Genomic DNA, 20,780 nt, shown 5'->3' on the forward strand with positions numbered 1-20,780 from the left:
GATACTCTGCTTTGTTTTCAAACATTAGTAGATTATCACGATAGTAACACTTTGTCAATAGTTTCAGTTCAAAAAGGCAAAATAAAAAAATGATCAAAAACAACAATTTAAAAAATAATATCAGCAATACAAACTTTGATGTCAATCTTGAATACTATAAGATATTCTATCATGTGGCCAAAAACGGCGGGATAACCGCTGCCGCCAAAGAGCTTAGCATGTCACAACCTGCTGTAAGTCAGCAGATATCAGGTCTTGAAAAGCAGCTGGGCGTATCTTTATTTAAAAGAAGCGGACGAGGCATCGCTCTTACATCAGAAGGAAGCCTCCTATATAAATATGTAGAAAAAGGCTACGAAGAAATACTTCAGGGTGAAAAACGCCTATCTCAGCTTCTGCATTTGGAAGCAGGAGAAGTCAGAGTCGGAGCAAGCGATATGACTCTTCGCTTTTTCCTTCTGCCATACCTTGAGAAATTCCATCAGCTATATCCCGGTATCAAAGTCACCGTAACCAATGGACCTACTCCCGAAACCCTCAAATACCTCGAAGATGACCGAATAGATTTTGGCGTTGTATCATCTCCGTTTCCTGAATATATAAATAAAGAAAACATCACTTATATAGATGTTCGCGAAATTCAGGACTGTTTCGTAGCAGGAAGATCTTTTATCCAATATAAAAATCATATGATAGATCTTCAAGAGCTTGAAAATCTGCCGCTTATAACCCTTGAAGGCCAGACGTCAAGCGGCAGATATGTAACTGAATTCTTAAAAAAGAACAATATAACCATACATCCTGAGTTCGAACTAGCCACCAGTGATATGATCGTTCAATTTGCAGAGAGATCTCTTGGCGTTGGCATGGTTGTCAGGGATTTTGCAAAAGAAGATCTGGACAACGGAAAACTCTTCGAACTAAGATTCAAGCAGCGAATCCCTCCAAGACACCTGCGACTTGTGACTGACACCAAACGTCCTCAGTCCCTTGCATCTGCAAAGCTGCTGGAACTGATCAAAGCCAAGGATTAAATGCGCTTTATTCCAAGCTTTTTAAGCTCATCCATCATCTGCTCGATACTTTGGAAATGGATACCCTTTATCCCTGATCTGATGGCTCCGATGACATTTTTCTCTGTATCATCTATAAATACGCACTTATCAGGGGTGAGGTCGTAGCGTTTTATGATCAGTTCGTAGATATCGCTATCAGGCTTGATCACATGGTCCTTATAACTTAAGATACCGCCGTCAACATAGTCCAAAAAAGCCATCTCTGCCTTGTTGGTATCTACTGCATTCTTGGAAAAATTAGACAGAACAAGCACTCTGTAATGTGCTTTCTTGAGCCCTTCGATAAGAGGAATTGATGTACTTCTAAGCTTAACTATGCCCTTGAAATCATCAAAGCCCATATGTATATACTCGGAAAGTTCAGGACTCTGTTCACAGAGCTTATCAATAATCTCTTCATGGCTCATGATGCCACGGTCAAACTCGTTCCAGATATCAGTTCTTACGGTTGCATCGCCAACCTTCTCAATAAGATCTTCAGGAATTCCCTTATCTGCAAGCATCTGCCTCCAGGAGAAGTCTACAAGAACATTGCCTATATCGAAGATGATCGTATCAATATAGCTTGAAGGCTTTCTCGGAACTGCATTACCATACTTGTCATGATCCTGATCGGAAGTCATAGCATCAAGAGAAGCTATTGTATGTCTTCCTGTAAAAAGACCTATCACCCATATCATAAGCCATATAAGTATCGTAATACCTACTGTTCCGCCTACAGCTGTTATAAACAGTTCAAAAGAATTGGCAGGAAAGATAAATGCCAATATAAGCAGGGCTACATACATCCCCACAAGAAGTACAATACCAATTATTGCGGCTATTCTCTTAGCCGTCCACTTATTTGCTGAATTATTATCGCTCAAAGTAAATCCTCCTAACTAAATTCATAAGATCGTCTATACCACAATATGACATATGCCTTTTAAAGTCAAAGAAGCTTTATAAAAATATCGCAGCCACGATCTTTGATCAATAGCTGCGATATACTCAGTCAACATTTTTCTGAAAAATCTTTTTTTCTAAAATGACTTTTTTAAAATATCTTTATTTCTAAAATAGATTTATTTCTAATAATTCTTTTTCTAAAATATCATTTCTTAAGAGGGCTCTCTCTGTAGATAATATCCTCACGAGCAGGACCATTAGAAACCATTGTGATCGGGAATCCAATCTGCTGTTCGATGAAGTTAACGTAATTCTTGGCATTCTCTGGAAGCTCGTCAAAGTTCCTTATTCCGCGGATATCGCACTTCCATCCCGGAAGAGTTACATATACAGGCTTAGCCTTCTTAAGCTCTCTTGTTACAGGGAACTCTGTAGTCTCCTTGCCATCAATCTCGTATGCTACACATACCTTGATCTCATCAAGATATCCAAGATCATCAAGTACTGTAAAGGCTACATCTGTAGCGCCCTGAAGTCTGCATCCGTACTTACTTGCAACACAGTCATACCAGCCCATACGTCTGGGTCTTCCTGTTGTAGCACCGTACTCTCCGCCGTCTCCGCCGTGATTACGCATAAGGTCAGCTTCTTCTCCAAAGATTTCTGATACGAACTCACCTGCACCTACCGCAGAGCTGTATGCTTTGGTTACAGCTACAATCTCTTTGATCTCATAAGGAGCGATTCCTGCTCCAAGTGCGCCATAAGCTGCAAGTGTGTGTGAAGAAGTAACCATAGGATAGATGCCGTGATCAGGATCCTTCATAGTACCAAGCTGTCCCTCAAGGAGGACTGTCTTGTTCTCTTTAAGAGCCTTATCGAGATACTCAGAAACATTACCAATATAAGGACGAACCTGCTCTCTCCAGTCTACGATCGTATTGAAAAGTTCTTCCTGGTTAATAGGATCTGTATGATACAGGTGTACTAAAAGTGTATCTTTAATAGAAGCGATATTAGCTATCTTCTCCTTGATAGTCTCATCATCCTGGAAGAACTCATTGATCTGCCAGCCGATCTTAGCAAACTTATCTGAATAGAAAGGTGCAATACCGGACTTGGTAGAACCAAAGCTCTTACCTGCAAGACGAGCCTCTTCAAGTGTATCGAACAGAATGTGATATGGCATCATAACCTGAACTCTGTCAGAGATCATGATCTGTGGCATCGGAACACCCTTTTCAGTAACTTCCTTAAGTTCTCTCATAAACTTAGGAATATCGAAAGCCATACCATTACCAATAATATTCATAATATTCGGATGGAATACTCCGGACGGCATTGTATGAAGAGCAAATTTACCATACTCATTTACAATAGTGTGACCTGCATTGGCACCACCCTGAAAACGGATAACAACATCTGCGTTATCTGCCATCATATCTGTAATCTTTCCCTTGCCTTCGTCGCCCCAATTGGCTCCTACAACTGCCTTAACCATAATTATTATCCTCCTGAAATTGTTATCTCCAAATAACAAATAGATTTTAATGACATAAGACATGAACCTGTCACCGTGATTACTATAAAACATTTTTGCTCATAAGTAAAATCAATATTTTTTATATTACGCATAAGCCACGCTTATATATTTTGAAAATTGTCAATATCGAGCAAAATTTAGCCAAAATTAGCATTATATTAGATTGCAAGCGCCATATTTTTATATTAAAATATAGTTGTTTGAAATATTTTAGTAATTTGTAAATCATTATGGTAAAGATGACAGATCTCATCATCTTATTCTTAAGGTCAAATGTGTTTTCTTCAAACACAAACGTCATCATATGTATTGATCATAAGCAGATAAATTGAATTACTGTATAGGGGGTATCATGTTACATATCAAATCTCTTTCAGAAGGACTGGACCTGTTCAAAGCACTCGGATCAGATATCAGAGTGGAGATCGTTAAGATTCTTTTGGACAATAACGGAATGAATATGAACGAGCTTGCATCTCGTCTCAATATCACCAACGGTGCTCTTACAAGCCATATCAAAAAGCTTGAAGAATGCGGAGTTGTCACAGTATCATCTGAAACCTCAGGACACGGCAATCAAAAAATATGCTCAGTACATCTTGATAAAATACTAATCGACCTTCAAGATGAAGCCAAGGATGAAAACGTATATACTACTTCGATAAAAGTTGGTCTTTTTTCAGACTATGAAGTATATCCTACCTGTGGTATAGCATCCGGATCACAACTCATAGGCCAGGTTGATGATACAAGATACTTCTCTCATCCAGACAGGTATCATGCTGATATTCTATGGTTTACTAAAGGTCATGTAGACTATGTGATTCCTAATTTCATTCCTTTTTCACAAAAAATTGATGAGATCTGCATCTCAGCAGAGCTTTCATCAGAAGCACCTGGTGTCAACAACGTATGGCCATCTGATATTTACTTTTATCTAAACGATGTAAGCCTTGGCTACTGGACATCACCGGGAGATTTCGGAGATGTCAAAGGAATCTTCACCCCTGACTGGTGGTTCCCTAACTGGAATCAGTATGGTCTTCTAAAGATGCTGGTAATAAACCATAAGGGCACCTTCATTGATGGTCTTCAGATATCTGACGTTACCATCGACCGATTCAATCTTACAAGTAAGAGCAACATCAAATTCCGCATGGAAGTTCCTGATACAGCTGAGCATGTTGGTGGTCTTACTATCTTTGGTAAGTCATTTGGCAATTACAATCAGGATATCGAAGTCAGAATGAGCTACAGTCCAATAGACTCAGAATAAAAAATGGTATTCACAATCGCACATTCTTCGAAAAACATGTTCTATCTTTCGTGACATGAAGTCAAAACATTTTATAAACACCTGAATCATAAAGAATAAAAAATTATATCACTAAAAAGAAAAGGGGCTGTGAAATAATCAGCTCATGAAAAAAAGAGAAGAAGCTGTGAAATAGTACCAACCATCATCTCCCTTGATCACATAAGGATCTGCCCTTTGAAGTATCCAGGGTTCATTAAATTTAAGTTCTGTCTCTTTCATGCTCATGCTCCTTACTATTGCAATAGTTTTCTACTATTTTTGGGGTTGTGTAGTGATTGTTTTGAAAAAGAGATTAGTATTTTGTACTTCTTAAGTTTTTCTTCAATATTTGCTTGTGAAGCTCAGCGAATTGTGCTTTTGATCTCAAAACTTTTATGCAACATAAATTACTTTACTAATTTCTAAATTATATTTGCCCAAACCGTTTTTGGCAAGCCCATTTTCATGAGTTTGCTCTAAAAATCGCTCTATTTTTACATTTTTATCAATTATCACCAAATTGCTTTAGCAAAAACTGTAACTATTTTATTCATGCATTTCAATTTAAAGCCAAAAAAAGGCCAGCCATTTCACTATCTAGTGAAACGCTGACCTTCTTTGCCGGCAAAGACAAAACTAAAAAACAAAGCTTCACGCCATCAAACGTTGATTTCTGCCGTAAGGCCGAGTTCATCCTTATTGGCATCAAGGATAGGTGTAACTACCTCTGCAAGGAACTTCTCAACCTGATGAGCGCTGCAGCCCACGTACTTGGAAGGATCCATGGATTTCTGAAGATCCTCAAGTGACATATGGAATGCAGGATCGGCAGCGATAAGTTCAAGGAGGTTATTGTCCTTACCTTCAACTTTGACATTCTTGCCGGCTTCCATAGAAAGCTCTCTGATCCTCTCATGAAGCTCCTGGCGGTCTCCACCTGCCTTAACAGCATCCATCATGATATTCTCAGTAGCCATGAATGGAAGCTCAGACATAAGGCGCTTCTCAATAACCTTAGGATATACCACAAGGCCGTCTACAACGTTGAGACACAGATCCAGAATACCATCTGTTGCAAGGAATCCTTCAGGAACTGAAAGTCTCTTATTGGCAGAATCGTCAAGTGTACGCTCAAACCACTGAGATACCTCTGTGATTGCAGGGTTAAGAGTATCTACCATGACATATCTTGCAAGAGAGCAGATACGCTCTGATCTCATAGGATTGCGCTTATAAGCCATAGCTGATGATCCGATCTGGCTCTTCTCGAAAGGCTCTTCTACTTCCTTAAGGTGCTGAAGAAGTCTTATATCCTGTGCCATCTTAGTAGCAGACTCAGCGATACCTGCAAGGACATTCACAACCTTGACATCGATCTTACGTGTATAGGTCTGACCTGAAACTGATACCCACTTATCAAAGCCCATCTTCTCAGCGATCATGGGATCAAGCTTATCAACTTTAGAAAGGTCTCCTTCAAAAAGTTCAAGGAAAGATGCCTGTGTACCTGTAGTACCTTTGCATCCAAGGAGTCTCATATTATCGAGAACATAATCAAGATCTTCAAGATCATATGTAAAGTCCTGAAGCCACAGACAAGCTCTCTTACCTACTGTAGTAGGCTGAGCAGGCTGGAAATGTGTGAATCCAAGTGTAGGAAGGCTCTTATATTTATCAGCGAACTTAGACAGTTCTGCAATCACATTAACAAGCTTCTTACGAACAAGCTTTAAGCCTTCTGTCATTATGATAATGTCAGTGTTGTCACCAACGTAGCATGATGTAGCGCCAAGGTGGATTATAGGTTTAGCCTTAGGGCACTGAACACCAAAAGCATATACATGGCTCATAACATCATGACGAACTTCTTTCTCACGAGCCTTGGCAACATCATAATTGATGTCATCCACATGCTCTTTCATCTCATCTATCTGTTCCTGAGTAATACCAAGTCCCAGTTCTTTCTCTGTTTCTGCAAGTGCGATCCAGAGCCTTCTCCAGGTTCTGAACTTCTTATCCTGTGAAAAAATATACTGCATCTGAGGGCTTGCATAACGCTCAGATAATGGACTGGAATAACGATCCGTACTCATAACATCCTCCTGACCTTTGCTATAGATATACAAACTGATTCTATTTGGCATATGCTTAAGACTAGTGCACTTTCTTTGTCACATCCTAATGCAATCGCCTTTACATTTATAGCAAATCTCAAAGAGATAATCAAGCATTTTTGAACAGTTGTTCAAATTTTTATTTATCCAAAGGCTTCCCACTTGTAAAAAGTACACCGCCCATTGCGGATCAACTTGCAATGGGCGGTGTACTTTTTCCTACAACTCCACTCCCTGGAATCTTGCTACCTGGTCAAGGATTTCGCTAGCATAGCGCGGATAGGTACGCGCCAGATCTTCTATTTCTTTCCTGGCTCCGCCTATGACCATCTCTCTGTTATAATCCATACGTTTTCTAAGGGACTGTCGTTGAACGATAAGATTATGGCGCACCTCCACTTCCTCATTATGATTGATGAGTGCCTCAGGCTGGTGAAGCCATATTTCAGGTGTGCGTATCTGAGAATTCCTAAGAGCACGAAGGAGCTCTCTTTGATCATCAGCAAGTTCTTTTTCCGCTTCTTCAAACTGAATGCGCTGAGCTCTTTCTTCATGATACCTCTCTATCATGGACTGAAGCTGAGAACTTGATTCGACACCATATTTTAGATACATATAATCAAGGAGATTAAGGTTATTAACATATCTTACCTTAACTGTATTCTGAAGCTGTATGAGCCTTGCCTTGGCAGCTCTTACAGCCTTCCTTTCCTGCATGCAGGATCCGTGCCTCATATATAGGCCTACTATGGATAGGGCAGCCACTAGTATTACCAGCATATATGCAAGTGTCACATCAAGTCTCATAACCGTCTGTAACGATACAAGAACTATCAAGATAACCAAAAGTGCCACTACTGTAAATATAGAAAGATTTCTATTAGTATTAAGCGCTTTATCCGCCTCTATCTTCCTAAGGTCATAGGCCTGACGCTCATTATCAAGCCTGATAAGGTCTTTCCTTATCTTCCTGTGATAATCCTCAGACTCTTTCATCTTCTTTATTATCTCATCTTCCTGACCCTGGAGCTTTTCTACATGCTCGTATTCTTTGTCAGTCATCTTGCCCTGACGTTTTAGATATTTCTGGCGCTGCTCTTCATTATCATAGATCTTTTTGGCATAATCGTTGATAATGGCACGCTCTTCTTTGGGAAGCTCATTTATAAGCTCCATATCATGAAGATAACCGGTTACTGTCCTATACTCATATTGAAGTGCTTCTATCTGACGAGTACCTTCTTCCATCTGTGTCAGACAGCTTTGAACATAGCCTCTTCTCGAAGCGGCATCATCGATATTGACACCTTCTCTTGAATAGACTACTTTCTCCCAATCTCCTACTTGATGCCTTCCACGACCTTGGCTTTTGGAAGGCTTCTCATCATCAGATTCTTCAAAGTCACCTTCATTATCTGCAAAGCCGGATAGTTCAAGGTCTTCATCATCTTTTTTTCTTCGAAACAAGTCCAGGATTCCCATAATTCAACCTCATGTCGCGAGTGAAACGAGTGACTAATGGTTCGATATTGGTGTCGCGAGCGGCACCAATTCGGGTTTGAAAGCGTTCCACTTTCAAACTTGTACTCATTCCTTTCCCAAAGAAAAGATAAACTTCAGCTGCACATACCTCTATATTCTTCTTTCATATTTCTTATTATCTCATTCATTCCGTCTTTATAAGCAGTCAAATTACCTTCTGCTTTGTATACAGACAATGTAGCAAGCTGATGCTTGTCTTCGCCTGCATCATATATAAGTCCTGCATCGCTCATCTTCTTTTCAAGTTCCATCGAAAGAAGATATGCATCCTTATTGTCGGCCATATAATCAATATACTGCTTCTCTGTCATGCATATTCTTACAGCATACATATAGGACATTAGCGCACTCTTGGTATGAGCTATATCATATTCTTTCCTGAAGCGCTCTGCAGCCTCCATAAAGTAGAACTTTCTGGCAAGGATAACGCCCTGATTGTGATATACAACAGCAAGTTCATTAAGAGCACCATCCGGAAGGCTGTCTTCAAGATATCTGTACTCTTCTTCTGCACTTGAGAGCTTGCCCTGATCCAGATACATACGGGCTTTATTAAGCTTTTTGTCAAACTGATCCATGTGAGAGCTTTGTTCCAGCAAGGATCTGACTTCTCTCATCTCCTTCTCTGTATTGTAGCCAACGTAGCCCAGGATCGTCATGACTATCTCAAAAAGACCTGCCTTACCGTTTTTGAGATTTATAAGCATATCTGAAAGAGGATTAAGATGAAGGCGGTCCCTTATCCATTCTATAAGATTATCATCGAAGTCTTCCTCTTCCAGCAAAAAAGCATTCTGGGTAATGATGTAGCACAGCTCTTCTATGCTATAAAGCTGCGTATCAAAGTGCTTCATATAATACGGTGTATCTGATCTGGCACCGACACACATTTTGACATTGCTCATACTAACTCCACCAATATCTCAAATATTTTTTAGATAATATTCTCTATTTCTATATTTCTCTTACATGGAACATCAAGACTCCATGTAATTCCACTTGCAGGGAATATCTCTCCAAATCCCTGATCCTCAACATATACTGTCAGTATCTCTTCGGATTTCATTTTTAGATCTATCCTTAGCCTTGTAGTTCTCTCAGGCCGCTGGGGCAGTTCTTTTAGTTCCAAAAGCTCTTCGTGCTGCGTTCCTTCTATGACTGATGTCATGATCAGCTTAAGTTCAGGTTTCTTGTCCAGTATCACACTTATGGAAGCTGCGGCATCATACCAGGATATTCCTGCATCCAAAAGGGCATGGTATACCTCTTTGCCGGACTTATCAACAAGCATTCCGACATTATAGAACAGCTTGTCTTTCCTAAGAAATACGTAGTCAGAAGCAAAACTACTGGGACTTATCTTCTCCCTTGCAGCTATACTTGCACCTTTAGAAAAAAGATTATTGCCAAGAAAAACCCTTCTGCCGGTACATAAGAATTTAAGACTCTTATGCATCCATTGTGACCTGAAGCCGTTACCAAGAAGATATACGGAATTAACGACCGTATTCTCCATCAGATGACGAAGGATGAATGAAAGCTGCTCATCCATCATATCAATCTTCTCCTGCGAAGTTGGAAGCTCCGGATCAGCCAGAGCCAGATCATCATAATACGAAGTATCTACGCAGGATACGATAGGACTAAGTCCCCTGTTATAACGAAGCATATATACATACATCCTGCCAAAGTCATAACTTACAGCTACAACGTTCTGTCTCTTCAGATCCTCTGTCTGATACAGCATATAATAATATAAACTTTCTTCATAACTTTGGTAGAAGATATCGCAGCTATCAAGACCCAGATTCTCTACTACCGCAGATAAGGCTTCTATCATCTTGTCATCAAGATCTCTTGCTGTAAAAACAATTGCCTTGACAAGCTCCATGGACATCTCCATGGACAAAAGTGACAGACTCTTTTTGATAAAAAGAGAAAGAATAGCTACCGGATTATACTCGGTACCATCAACTTCTATCATGTCCATCTTGCCGACCTTCTCAATAAGTCCTCTTATCTCAATATCACCATTTTCTTCGATTCTCTTTTGAGCTTCCTTGCCATAATACCAGTTGGAAGTTCCTTTTTCTTTGGAGAGAACTGTAGGAATATTATAAAGTTCAGCTCCTGCCAAAACAGACAGAGTCTGTGGCATATCACTGTCAGATGACAGATAAGAGATCTGACAGAAGGAATCGGACAGATCATATCCTAGTACATAGCTTTTGGATTTTTTGGTATCAAATATCATACAGGTTTAAAAAACTCCTCCACAAGGAATTTATTCTTAAAATATTCTGATGCGAGCTTGAACTGCGCTCTGTCATCATTTAGTGCTTCAGACATCATCATGTCATTGATAAGGCCATACATACCCTGCCTAAGACCTGCAGTAAAATTCTCATCTGTAACAGACAAAACGCCGCTTTCTGTAAGCTTTTGCGGCTTAACATGTCCATTTTCATCAAGTCTTTCTTCGGGTTCTTCTGTAATATAATACTGAATCTGCTCACCGTAGAAGACTATAAAGCTTGTAGCATAGATTCCATCATACATCTGCCTTAGATCACAGACCTGATACTCACCGGTATCATCTGTGTTCTCATCTGTAATAAGAAGGTAGTGCACCTTGCATCTGATGTTCGGTCTTGTATGGTATTCAAGAATAGTCCTATCTGCAAATGAATACATCATAGATGACAATGTAGCATAGTTCTTAAAGAATCCGAAATACAGATCCTGAGACATAAGATCTTTGAGGAAAGCTTTACATACCTCATTATTCCTTGTGATCCCGTTATCTTTTTTGTAGGATTCAAGATTTTTGACTACAACTTCTCTTTCGATAGGATCGGCATAAGCATAAAACTTAAGATAAGCCATCTTGGTAACAAGAGGAAGCAAAGCCCCGCTTTTATACAGTGCCTCTATACGGCTGTAAATGTAAGGCTCTGTAACCTTGTCTCTTACCATATAGTCATAACAGCACTGTGACAGATATGCTATCTCAAGATCAGGATAAGCGCCTGTTCTAACATAGTTCTTATAAAGCTCCACATGATCGCCCAAATAAGAACCTGTATATAGCATCTGCTCAAGGATTCTCTCCATAAGGTCTCTGTTCTCCATGCCATAGGATTCAGACGCTTTGAACAGATCTCTCATCTCCCTTATAGTCCCCTTAAAACAGTTACACAAGAACAAAAGGGTAGGTTCATCATACTTGCCCTGCTGGAATGCATACCATGCAATCTCGCTAAGAACCATGTCACCATAGTCTCTTTGATAATCAAAGGCTCTTCCACACAGGCGCATTATGATCTTAGGATCTATGTTATAACAGCCGTAGCGCCTTAGCCACTTTATAGCCTTTTCAAACATGCCTGTGAGTACCATGAGCTCCAGCATCTCACCGCGCTGCCTTTGTGTAAGTTTCTCGGGCTCTATTATGTTAAGATATTCCGACAACTGTCTCATAAAATCATTCTCATAATAAAATCTTATAAGATCTGATCTTATCTGCGCACGGACATCTTCTCTTATTACATCTGAATCCGCAAGATCTCTGTATCTTGAAGCATTCTCAAGCGTTATGGTATATGCGCTTCTTCCAAGCTCGCACAGGAACTGATCAAGGTTCTCAGTTCCGCTTTGAATATAAGGTGTTGTAAGAGATATAAGATCTCTTGGATTCATAAGCTTGGTAATAGTATACGGCGCAGAAGCTGCATGGCGGTCTCCGTTAGCATCAGCAAGAAGTATCGTATACTCGCTTCCGTATAAAGGAAGGTCACATATTCTGCCTACAACATCATAATGCATCTGGCTTCGGCACTTATCATATATTACTATTACTTCACGTATATCAGGATCTTCTACAACTATTCTGCAGGTATACAGGATAGCAAGAAATTTCTGTGCATTCTGAGCATCTATCATCTGGGCAGTCACTACATGCTCATACAACCAGCCAAGAGCCGGACTTATATGCTTTTTCTCAATCTCTCCCACAAGGAACTTCTCTATCTGGAACCTGTAAGATTCATAGAGCTCCGGATAATCATCCTTATGCTCATATATATATCTGTACAAAAGTGCATTCTTGTCCCAGGGAAGACTACTCTGATAGGAAAAATACATAAGGACAACCCTTGGTATATCTTCTATAGCTCTTCCATCCTCGTCTTCAGGCAGGGACATCATATAATATTCGTATAGTCTTGTGAGACGAAGCTGCTTAAGTGCACCTTTTCTATACCATGTATAGCTCTCCTTGTCGCACCTTTCACCTTTCATCAAAAGAGAGCATAGTGAAAGCAGCGCGTCATCACTCTCCTGACTCTGGTAACATGCCTTCAGAATCTTAACAAGACGCTTATCATAGCTTCTTGCATTGCCGGACAGATATATAACCTGCTCCATTACAGGTATAGTAAGTATGCCCTGATCTGCCGCAAACTCAAGAACAGATATAGTAAAATCATCTATTCTAAGGAAAAGATCCGGCTTGTTCTTAAGAATCGTAAAAGCGTCCATATACACAATAGGAGAGTTACATCCACGCTCATACTGACTTTGGAGAAGCATCCACTTATTCTGCGGATTAAGTGAATACTCATCAGATACATAACCTAGTATCCATGCGATACGCCAGTTATCCGGATGCCTTTTGAACACCTCTTCTATAAGTTCTGTCGCTCTTTGTATATCAGATTCTTCTCTGCTTATAAGAGTCTGAAGATAGAGATAATAACAGTATGTCTGCTGTCCATATTCGTTGCCAAGGCGGGCCAGTCTGTCTATCTCCGGCATGATCTGCTCGAGTATATATTGTCCCTGACTAAGTCTTCCTGCCGTTATAAGGAAGTGAACACCGTACAGTTTGAACTCTATATCATCGGGATCCTCTGTGAACATGCGGCTTATAAGCTTGCCTGTATCAGCCATCCACTGCCTTGAGGATACACGTCTTCCTCTGAAAGCAAGATATGATCTTAAAAGTTCATGTGTAAGACGTTTTTTCCTTACATAAGAGCTGTGCTTTTTCTCATCAAAATCCACTGTAGATACAGTTACAGGGATCTTGATATGTGTATACTCATTATATATTTTTATACATCCAAAGTTTCGACCACCATGGAGAAACTGAGGATCTATCCTAAAATGAAGATAGGCTTTACTTCCAAGAAAATCATCATCTGTCAGGTAGTTCTTCTCACCATACAGGAAGTCTCCCTCAAAATCCACCTTAAGATGAGCATATCCCCATCCTCCCTTGGTTAGGACGATACTTCTGTCTGTGATCTGACTTGGAGCCTCTTCCTCAAAGCTTTGCACGTCACATTCAATGGTCACAGGGTGCTTTTTACTTATAGCAACAAGGAACTCATCCATGTTGTGCTGTGACATGTTCTCCTTGGCAAGTCCTCTGTAAAGGCTCTCGTACTGGGCATCATTGCCCTTAAAAATATAATGGAACTGATTGGAATAAAATAGATGAAGTGCCTCATCCCAATGCGTCCTTGCAAGGTTAGCAAAATGAAACAGATTCCTGATATCTCCCAGGCTTGAAGATATCTTGGGCTGTTCTACCGTTACAGTAAAGGGAAGCATATACTCTCCCCTGTTAGAGATAATTCGAAAATAGCCTTTTATGACATCAGAACCAGTAAGGCCTTCTCCATGGAAACGATAAGAGATCTCGCTCTTTTCTCCTGAAAAGCTGTCAGTAAGAACCTCCATTCTGATCTCTGTAGAGGAAACTGTCCCTTCTGATAGCTTCTCTTTAGGGCCTGTAACAGTAAAAGATCCTTCTATCTCTTCTCCCTCATGTATGTTAAGTTCGAGATGCAGGAAAGAAAACGAAAGCTCACCTCTGTCATACTCAAACTGTCCTTTTAATATCCGGTCAATACATTCTTTCAAAAAAACGTCCCCCGCCTAAGCATTTAATATAATTATGATACCACAAAAATCCCCGAAATACATATTTCTACGTATTTTCGGGGATTTAATCATTTTATACTTTTAGTATTAATTTTTTTCTTCAGTAAGAAGTACCATAATGTCGTTGGAACGGTTTATGAACTTTGTCATGTCATCACCACTAAGTGGAGCATTCTGGATTCTGGCAAGGTCATAGAGCTGTTCGCAGATCATCTTATTGTTCTTATCATCTTCATGCTCCATTACATACTTAACAAGTGCATGATTAGCATTAAGAACAAGTGTCTGACCTTCCTTGGACATATCAGGCATAGAACCCATTCCGTTAAGAGCGTACATCTTCATCATATCCTGCATACGACGACTCTCTTCAGATACTGTAAGGATCGCTGATACCTTCTTGTCCTTGATCTTCTGGATCTTGACTGTAAGAGTGTTGTTATCAACAGCCTTACGCATCTTGTCCTGAAGCTTAGTAGCAGCCTCTTCAAGTTCCTTCTCTGCCTTCTTGGATGTCTTAGCTGTAAATGTATCAGTAAGATCAGCATCGATTCTCTGGAACTTGATGTTCTGATTCTTCTGCTCTATTGACTGCATGAAAGGTGTATCAATGTTGGAATTAAGAATGAAAGCAGTCATCTTGTGAGCCTTGAACATATTGATGTACTGGCTCTGCTGCTGTTCATCTGTTACGTAATAGATGGTGCGAGGCTCTTTTTCCTCTTTTTTCTCTTCTTCCTTATCCTTGGAAGCATCATCTGCCTTGTTTTCAGCAGTTTCATCAACTACGTCAACATCAACCTTGTTGCCATTTTCATCTACAGCGCCCTCTTTGGCAGCCTCTTCTTCTGCTTCCTTATTGATCTGAAGTGCTTCAGGAAGTGTAGAATACTTGCCATCAAGATCCTTGAAGAGGATATAATCATTGATCTTCTCTGCAAACTTCTCATCCTTGAGATAGCCATATTTGATAAAAGGAGCTATATCATCCCAATACTTGTCATAGTTCTCTTTATCAGTCTTGCAAAGGCCTGAAAGCTTATCAGCAACCTTCTTACTGATATAATCAGAGATCTTCTTAACAAATCCATCATTCTGAAGTGCTGATCTTGATACGTTAAGAGGAAGATCAGGACAATCAATAACACCCTTAAGAAGCATCAGATAATCCGGGATTACTTCCTTGATATTATCAGCGATGAATACCTGGTTGTTATAAAGCTTGATAACACCTTCAATGGACTCGAACTCCATGTTGATCTTAGGGAAGTAAAGAATACCCTTTAAGTTAAATGGATAATCCATATTCAGGTGGATCCAGAACAGAGGCTCCTTGTAATCGTTGAATGTCTTTCTGTAGAATTCAAGATACTCATCCTTAGTACAGTCATTAGGAGTCTTGGTCCATAGAGGATGTATATCATTAAGAAGCTGTGGACGACGACGGATCTTGAACTTCTTTTCTTCAGGCTTCTTGTTTTCTTCCTTCTTGTTTTCTTCCTTCTTGTCATCAGAAGGCTTAGCCTCTTCCTTGACTTCTTCAATTACTACGTCACTGTCAAGCTTCTCAGATTCCTTAACAATCTCTGTTCTATCTTCTTCTGCCTTGGAAAGGTAGATTTCGTAAGGCATGAATGAACAATACTTCTGAATAACTTCTCTTGCCTTATATTCATTACAGAACTCAAGGCAGTCCTCAGAAAGGTGAAGTGTAATAGTAGTTCCTACACTAGTCTTATCACTGTCTGTCATCTCGAATTCAGATGATCCGTCACATGTCCAGTGAACTGCTGTGCTTCCTTCTTTATAGGAAAGAGTATCGATATCTACTCTCTCAGATACCATAAATGTAGAATAAAAACCAAGTCCGAAGTGACCGATGATCTGATCATCAGAAGCCTTGTCCTTGTACTTCTCAAGGAATGCTGTAGCTCCTGAGAATGCAACCTGGTTGATATACTCTTCGACTTCATCAGCTGTCATACCGATTCCGTTATCGGTAATTGTAACTGTCTTATCCTTGTCATTAAGAACAACATCTACTCTGGGTTTGAAGCCTTCAGGGAGTTCATAATCTCCCATAGCATCCATCTTTCTGACCTTTGTGATAGCGTCACAAGCATTGGAGATTACTTCACGATAGAAGATATCATGGTCTGAATACAGCCATTTCTTGATGATCGGGAACATATTCTCCGAATTAATACTTAAATTACCCTTTCTCTGTGCCATTCCTGGTGCCTCCTGAAACAAAAAAATTGATAGGCTCAAACTTCTCACTTTGACGATGGAATACACTCAAAGGCTTGACGGGAGCACGTGAACTTCGGGCGGACAGAATATAAATTATCGCCACGCTGTTAATCATTCTATAAATTCATGGCATGATATCTGGATTTTTTATTCTGTGGTCCAAACTCGCTTCGCTCAGACATGTGGACCACAGGCAGAATAAAAAATCCATATATCACACTCATGAATTTTATATAATGATTAAAAAGCGTGTCACTAATTTATATTCTGTCCGCCCGAAGTTCACGTGCTCCCGTCAAACCTTTGAGAATAACAAGCCGTAAGGGGTGAAGTTTGAGTTATTATTAGCAGCGTTCCGTCAAGATGTGGAACACTTTGCACTTTTATTTAGTTTACTTTGTAATATTAATTCTCGGATGACTAAAAGTCAATAAAAAATTAGCACTCAGATAGTGCGAGTGCTAACAAAAAGCTCTTATTGCTGTATTTATGCGGGTTTAGGGAGTTCTTAAACTTTTATAAACTGCCCCTTTCTGTAAATTTCCTGGTGATACTACGCCGCCTAAGCGGTAATTTTCGGGTCAGTTATTTCTACTATTTTTGATCACTCTTTTTATGACTTTCCAGGGATAGAATATAAACTCGGGGTATACCATCTTTTCAAATATGAAAGCGGTAAGTATAGAGCCTGCAGTTCCTGCTGTAAATCCAAGGAGCAGGTGTATCCATACTGACTTGACACCTGTAAATATAAGCAGTGTCCTGACGCTGGCTGCATATATCGTATGTAATAAATATATTGGGAAGGAATACTTTGCGATCAAGGTTACAAATCTGCTATAAAAGCCGCATGCCTCTATATATCTAAAAAGCATTGAAAGTCCCAGGCAGGCAAGCGTTCCAAGGATGATCGTAAAGATTGTGAATGTTGCTCTGTATCCATATGAATATAATGCACAGGACGTGCCTGTAAAGATGATAATAAGAACCAGTGATGCAAAAATAAGGCTTGCAGATTTTTTCAGATCTCCAAAGCCAAGATTACACATCAGCATACCAAGGACGAACCAAAAGCCGTACTGTGCCATAGAATATAAAGCAAAACTAAATACAAGTCTTCCTGATATCAGGTACAAGCCAAAGAATCCGACAGCAAGAGGTATAAGTATCTTATTGTTCTTGATATTTGGGATAAAGAGAAATAAAAAGAACAGGGTGTACAGATACCAATACTGAGCCAAAGCAGGCGATGTAAACAAAAAAGCTATCAGATGTCCTGTTCTTATATTAACAAGATCTATGAATCGGCTTTTTAAAAGCCAGGTAATAAGTGAAAAAGAAAAGTATGGGATACCAAGCGCCACAAACTTATATCCTATGTAGTGCAGCCAGTCTCTAAGGCTCCCTGCCTTGTCTTTTTTCTCATGCAGATAACCACTGCACAGGAAAAACAGCTGTACATGAAACAGGTATATAAACCAGAGAAAAAAGGCAAACTTTCCATTACGCACAAGTATCCCCGTGCGCTGAAGTCCTTGGACCAGATGCCCCACAAGGATAAGAGTACATGCCAGAACTTTTATGCTGTCTATCCAGTTCTCTCTTTTGTCCATGTCGCCTAATCCTCAAAATACTTATTGTATATATCAAAAAAGTTCTTAGTCGTAACTTCCGGATCATCGCATAAAGTGATACTATCCCACAAGGAGGAGTTGATCTCTTTGGTAAGTCCCTTGGCAAATTCATCATATTCTGTAGCAAAGGCTTCACTTCTTCGCTCTTCTGCTATTCGGATCTTATTAAGCTCTGTCTCTTCCTTATCGAAGGTAGTAACACACTTTATAAGCATATAACCATCTTCTGTTTCTATTATATCTGAAATCTGATCGGTTGACAGATTAAAAGCTGCCGTCTCAAGACTTTCATCAACTTCGCCTTTACCAAAAGAAACGGTTCCTTCATCAGCTTCATTATAGGTTTCTACCATGCTTTCGAAGGATGCACCTTCATCAAGTGCTTTGACGATTTCTTCCATCTTTGCATAGACAGTTTTTTTCTCGCTATCAGACATCGCGGTGCGATTGCCGCTATCATCTACTGTATAAGTCTTTAATAGGATCTGCTGGACAGTCAGCGTTCTGGCCTCGTCATCGCTTACTTCAGGATTTATATCTCTTATCGTATATTTATATAACTTACCTGCAAGGGCCTGTTCTTCATAAAGATTTTGTATAGTATCTTTTGTAACATTGTCCATTGCCTTGATATCAGCTTCTGACAAAGATTCATAGTATTCATTTGCAGCATTTAGCGCAGCTTTCTGCTCAGACTCATCAAGCATGATCCCGTTGTGCTGAGCCAGAAGTACCATGGTCTTGATCTGAGCAAGTCGGGCAAGGCATGAAGACTTGAGGTTCTCAGAAAGTGAAGAGTCAGTCTCCCATATACCATCCCCCAGAGTACTCTGGTAGGAATTCTGCATATTCACAAGGTATACTTCCACTTCTGCAAGGCTGCAGGATATATCCTCTATACGGAATACCTCATCTTTTGAAAAGCCTGTAGTAAGGACTACGCTGATACTGTCTTTGCCACCCTCAAAAGGGTTGGCACACCCTGAAAGAACAAGGCATGCCAGTATAGTTATCGCATATATTTTTATTCTTTTAGTATTAGATAAAATATTCTGCCACGAATTCATATGTTAAATTCTCATTATTCTTTTGCTGCAAGGATACTTCTAGCAACGCTTATACCGTTGGCACTGGCCTGCTGAAGTCCTCTTGTAACACCTGCTCCGTCACCAATTGCATGAAGTCCTTTGATGCTGGTCTCGAAATTCTTGTCAACGATTACCTTGTTGGAATAGAACTTAACTTCAACGCCGTACATAAGAGTCTCTTCGGATGCAATTCCGGGAGTTACCTTATCAAGTGCCTGGATCATCTCATCGAGGTCTACCATGATCCTGTGAGGGAATACCAGTGACAGATCGCCGGGAACCGCATCCTTGAGTGTAGGAATAAGGTTGTTCCTGCACAGACGCTCGTCTGTTGTACGTCTTCCACGCTTAAAATCTCCATAAGTCTGAACAAGTATTTTGCCACCACAGAGCATATTAGAAAGCTGTGCGATCTGCTTACCATATTCAATAGGTGTATTGAAAGGCTTTGTAAAGTTCTTGGATACAAGAAGCGCAAAGTTAGTATTATTGGTCTTGTACTCCTTGGCCTTATATGCATGTCCGTTAACTACAGCAAGATTGTCATCATAGTATTCTGTAGCAACCTCTCCTGAAGGATTGGTACAGAATGTACGAACCTTATCATCAAATGTAGGAGTGTGATATATAAGCTTAGCTTCGTAAAGGTTCTCATTAAGAAACTGCATTACTTCATCACGAACCTCAACTCGTACACCTACATCTACTGTTCCCGGCTTTGTCTCAATTCCAACTTCATGACATAGATCCTTGAACCAGTCAGCGCCGTCACGTCCAACTGCTATAACTACTCTGTCTGAATTAAAGGTCTCACCCTTTTCTGTAGTAACGCTTGTAACTCTGCCATTTTCAATACCAAGAGAAGCTACCGGGCTATTGAAGAGAAGATCAACTCCTGCTTCTTCAAGATGCTTTTGTAAAAGGCCATAGATCTTGTAGCCCTCTTCTGTACCAAGGTGACGAATAGGACACTCAACAAGCTTAAGGTTAGCATTAATAGCTTTTCTTCTGATCTCGCGGATCTCTTTGGCCTTGTCTACGCCATATACGCTCTTGTCTGCACCAAATTTAAGATATATCTCGTCAGACTCATTGATAAGCTTGGTAGCTTCATCATAGCCCAGAATCTCAGGAAGGTTACCGCCAACGTCAGGTGAAAGTGAGAGCTTACCATCCGAGAATGCTCCTGCTCCTGCAAAACCTGTTGTGATAGAGCAAGGCTGGCAATGAGCGCATACTCCTGTAACACGCTTAGGACACTGGCGCTTTTCAATGCTGCGTCCTTTCTCTATTAATAGAATCTTCATGTCAGGCTTTTTCTCTTTAAGCTCATAGGCACAGAAAATGCCTCCCGGGCCTGCTCCGACAATGATAACGTCATAATTTTTGTCCATAA

The 20,780-nt window shown here is 40.1% G+C and carries 14 protein-coding genes; 2 read left to right on the forward strand and 12 right to left on the reverse strand.

Annotation, left to right across the window (positions count from 1 at the left end):
- Positions 1-89 precede the first annotated feature (89 nt).
- Positions 90-1,034, forward strand: a complete 945-nt coding sequence (locus BMX21_RS04605) for a LysR family transcriptional regulator (RefSeq protein ID WP_022753651.1) — start codon at positions 90-92, stop codon at positions 1,032-1,034.
- Here BMX21_RS04605 and BMX21_RS04610 read toward each other — a convergent pair.
- Positions 1,031-1,942 (reverse strand): HAD family hydrolase, encoded by a 912-nt coding sequence (locus BMX21_RS04610; RefSeq protein WP_022753652.1) that lies wholly within the window; start codon positions 1,940-1,942, stop codon positions 1,031-1,033. The two genes, BMX21_RS04605 and BMX21_RS04610, sit on opposite strands and share 4 nt — an antisense overlap.
- A 227-nt stretch (positions 1,943-2,169) precedes the next feature.
- Positions 2,170-3,465 carry an adenylosuccinate synthase gene (locus BMX21_RS04615; protein WP_092041834.1) on the reverse strand — a complete coding sequence of 432 codons (1,296 nt, stop codon included), beginning with the start codon at positions 3,463-3,465 and terminating at the stop codon, positions 2,170-2,172.
- A 394-nt stretch (positions 3,466-3,859) separates the two neighbouring features.
- On the opposite strand from BMX21_RS04615, the gene BMX21_RS04620 reads away from it, so the two are divergent.
- Positions 3,860-4,783: an ArsR/SmtB family transcription factor gene (locus BMX21_RS04620; RefSeq protein WP_027216902.1), complete on the forward strand. Its 924-nt coding sequence runs from the start codon at positions 3,860-3,862 to the stop codon at positions 4,781-4,783.
- Between the two features lie 138 nt (positions 4,784-4,921).
- Here BMX21_RS04620 and BMX21_RS18990 read toward each other — a convergent pair whose 3' ends face one another.
- From BMX21_RS18990 to BMX21_RS04665, 10 genes are all read right to left on the reverse strand, one after another.
- Positions 4,922-5,044 (reverse strand): hypothetical protein, encoded by a 123-nt coding sequence (locus BMX21_RS18990; RefSeq protein WP_022753655.1) that lies wholly within the window; start codon positions 5,042-5,044, stop codon positions 4,922-4,924.
- Positions 5,045-5,463: 419 nt separating this feature from the next.
- Entirely contained in the window at positions 5,464-6,897 is a 1,434-nt protein-coding gene (purB, locus tag BMX21_RS04625) for an adenylosuccinate lyase (RefSeq protein WP_022753656.1), read from the reverse strand.
- Between the two features lie 240 nt (positions 6,898-7,137).
- A complete protein-coding gene (locus tag BMX21_RS04630) occupies positions 7,138-8,400 on the reverse strand; it encodes a hypothetical protein (protein WP_092041839.1) in 1,263 nt (420 codons plus the stop codon).
- Positions 8,401-8,534: 134 nt separating this feature from the next.
- Positions 8,535-9,365, reverse strand: a complete 831-nt coding sequence (locus BMX21_RS04635) for a hypothetical protein (RefSeq protein WP_022753658.1) — start codon at positions 9,363-9,365, stop codon at positions 8,535-8,537.
- A gap of 29 nt (positions 9,366-9,394) precedes the next feature.
- Positions 9,395-10,714, reverse strand: a complete 1,320-nt coding sequence (locus BMX21_RS04640) for a DUF5716 family protein (RefSeq protein WP_092041843.1) — start codon at positions 10,712-10,714, stop codon at positions 9,395-9,397.
- A complete protein-coding gene (locus BMX21_RS04645; protein WP_092041847.1) occupies positions 10,711-14,388 on the reverse strand; it encodes a DUF5717 family protein in 3,678 nt (1,225 codons plus the stop codon). Before BMX21_RS04645 ends, BMX21_RS04640 begins: the two co-directional genes overlap by 4 nt.
- Positions 14,389-14,496: 108 nt before the next feature.
- Positions 14,497-16,641, reverse strand: a complete 2,145-nt coding sequence (htpG, locus tag BMX21_RS04650; protein ID WP_092041850.1) for a molecular chaperone HtpG — start codon at positions 16,639-16,641, stop codon at positions 14,497-14,499.
- Between the two features lie 602 nt (positions 16,642-17,243).
- Entirely contained in the window at positions 17,244-18,275 is a 1,032-nt protein-coding gene (locus BMX21_RS04655) for an acyltransferase family protein (protein WP_092041855.1), read from the reverse strand.
- Between the two features lie 5 nt (positions 18,276-18,280).
- On the reverse strand, positions 18,281-19,363 hold the full coding sequence (locus BMX21_RS04660) for a peptidylprolyl isomerase (RefSeq protein ID WP_022757219.1): 1,083 nt from the start codon (positions 19,361-19,363) through the stop codon (positions 18,281-18,283).
- Between the two features lie 14 nt (positions 19,364-19,377).
- A complete protein-coding gene (locus BMX21_RS04665; RefSeq protein WP_027203722.1) occupies positions 19,378-20,778 on the reverse strand; it encodes an NAD(P)/FAD-dependent oxidoreductase in 1,401 nt (466 codons plus the stop codon).
- Between the last annotated feature and the right edge of the window lie 2 nt (positions 20,779-20,780).

The sequence above is a fragment of the Butyrivibrio sp. TB genome (assembly GCF_900110805.1).
GTDB lineage: Bacteria > Bacillota > Clostridia > Lachnospirales > Lachnospiraceae > Butyrivibrio > Butyrivibrio fibrisolvens_C.

Excerpts from the sequence above, each read along its gene's own strand:
- BMX21_RS04665 (WP_027203722.1), bottom strand. The coding sequence starts at position 20,778 with ATGGACAAAAATTATGACGTTATCATTGTCGGAGCAGGCCCGGGAGGC.
- BMX21_RS04605 (WP_022753651.1), top strand. The coding sequence starts at position 90 with ATGATCAAAAACAACAATTTAAAAAATAATATCAGCAATACAAACTTT.
- BMX21_RS04660 (WP_022757219.1), bottom strand. The coding sequence starts at position 19,363 with ATGAATTCGTGGCAGAATATTTTATCTAATACTAAAAGAATAAAAATA.
- BMX21_RS04620 (WP_027216902.1), top strand. The coding sequence starts at position 3,860 with ATGTTACATATCAAATCTCTTTCAGAAGGACTGGACCTGTTCAAAGCA.
- BMX21_RS04640 (WP_092041843.1), bottom strand. The coding sequence starts at position 10,714 with ATGATATTTGATACCAAAAAATCCAAAAGCTATGTACTAGGATATGAT.
- htpG (WP_092041850.1), bottom strand. The coding sequence starts at position 16,641 with ATGGCACAGAGAAAGGGTAATTTAAGTATTAATTCGGAGAATATGTTC.
- BMX21_RS04615 (WP_092041834.1), bottom strand. The coding sequence starts at position 3,465 with ATGGTTAAGGCAGTTGTAGGAGCCAATTGGGGCGACGAAGGCAAGGGA.
- BMX21_RS04655 (WP_092041855.1), bottom strand. The coding sequence starts at position 18,275 with ATGGACAAAAGAGAGAACTGGATAGACAGCATAAAAGTTCTGGCATGT.
- BMX21_RS04635 (WP_022753658.1), bottom strand. The coding sequence starts at position 9,365 with ATGAGCAATGTCAAAATGTGTGTCGGTGCCAGATCAGATACACCGTAT.
- BMX21_RS04630 (WP_092041839.1), bottom strand. The coding sequence starts at position 8,400 with ATGGGAATCCTGGACTTGTTTCGAAGAAAAAAAGATGATGAAGACCTT.
- BMX21_RS18990 (WP_022753655.1), bottom strand. The coding sequence starts at position 5,044 with ATGAAAGAGACAGAACTTAAATTTAATGAACCCTGGATACTTCAAAGG.
- purB (WP_022753656.1), bottom strand. The coding sequence starts at position 6,897 with ATGAGTACGGATCGTTATTCCAGTCCATTATCTGAGCGTTATGCAAGC.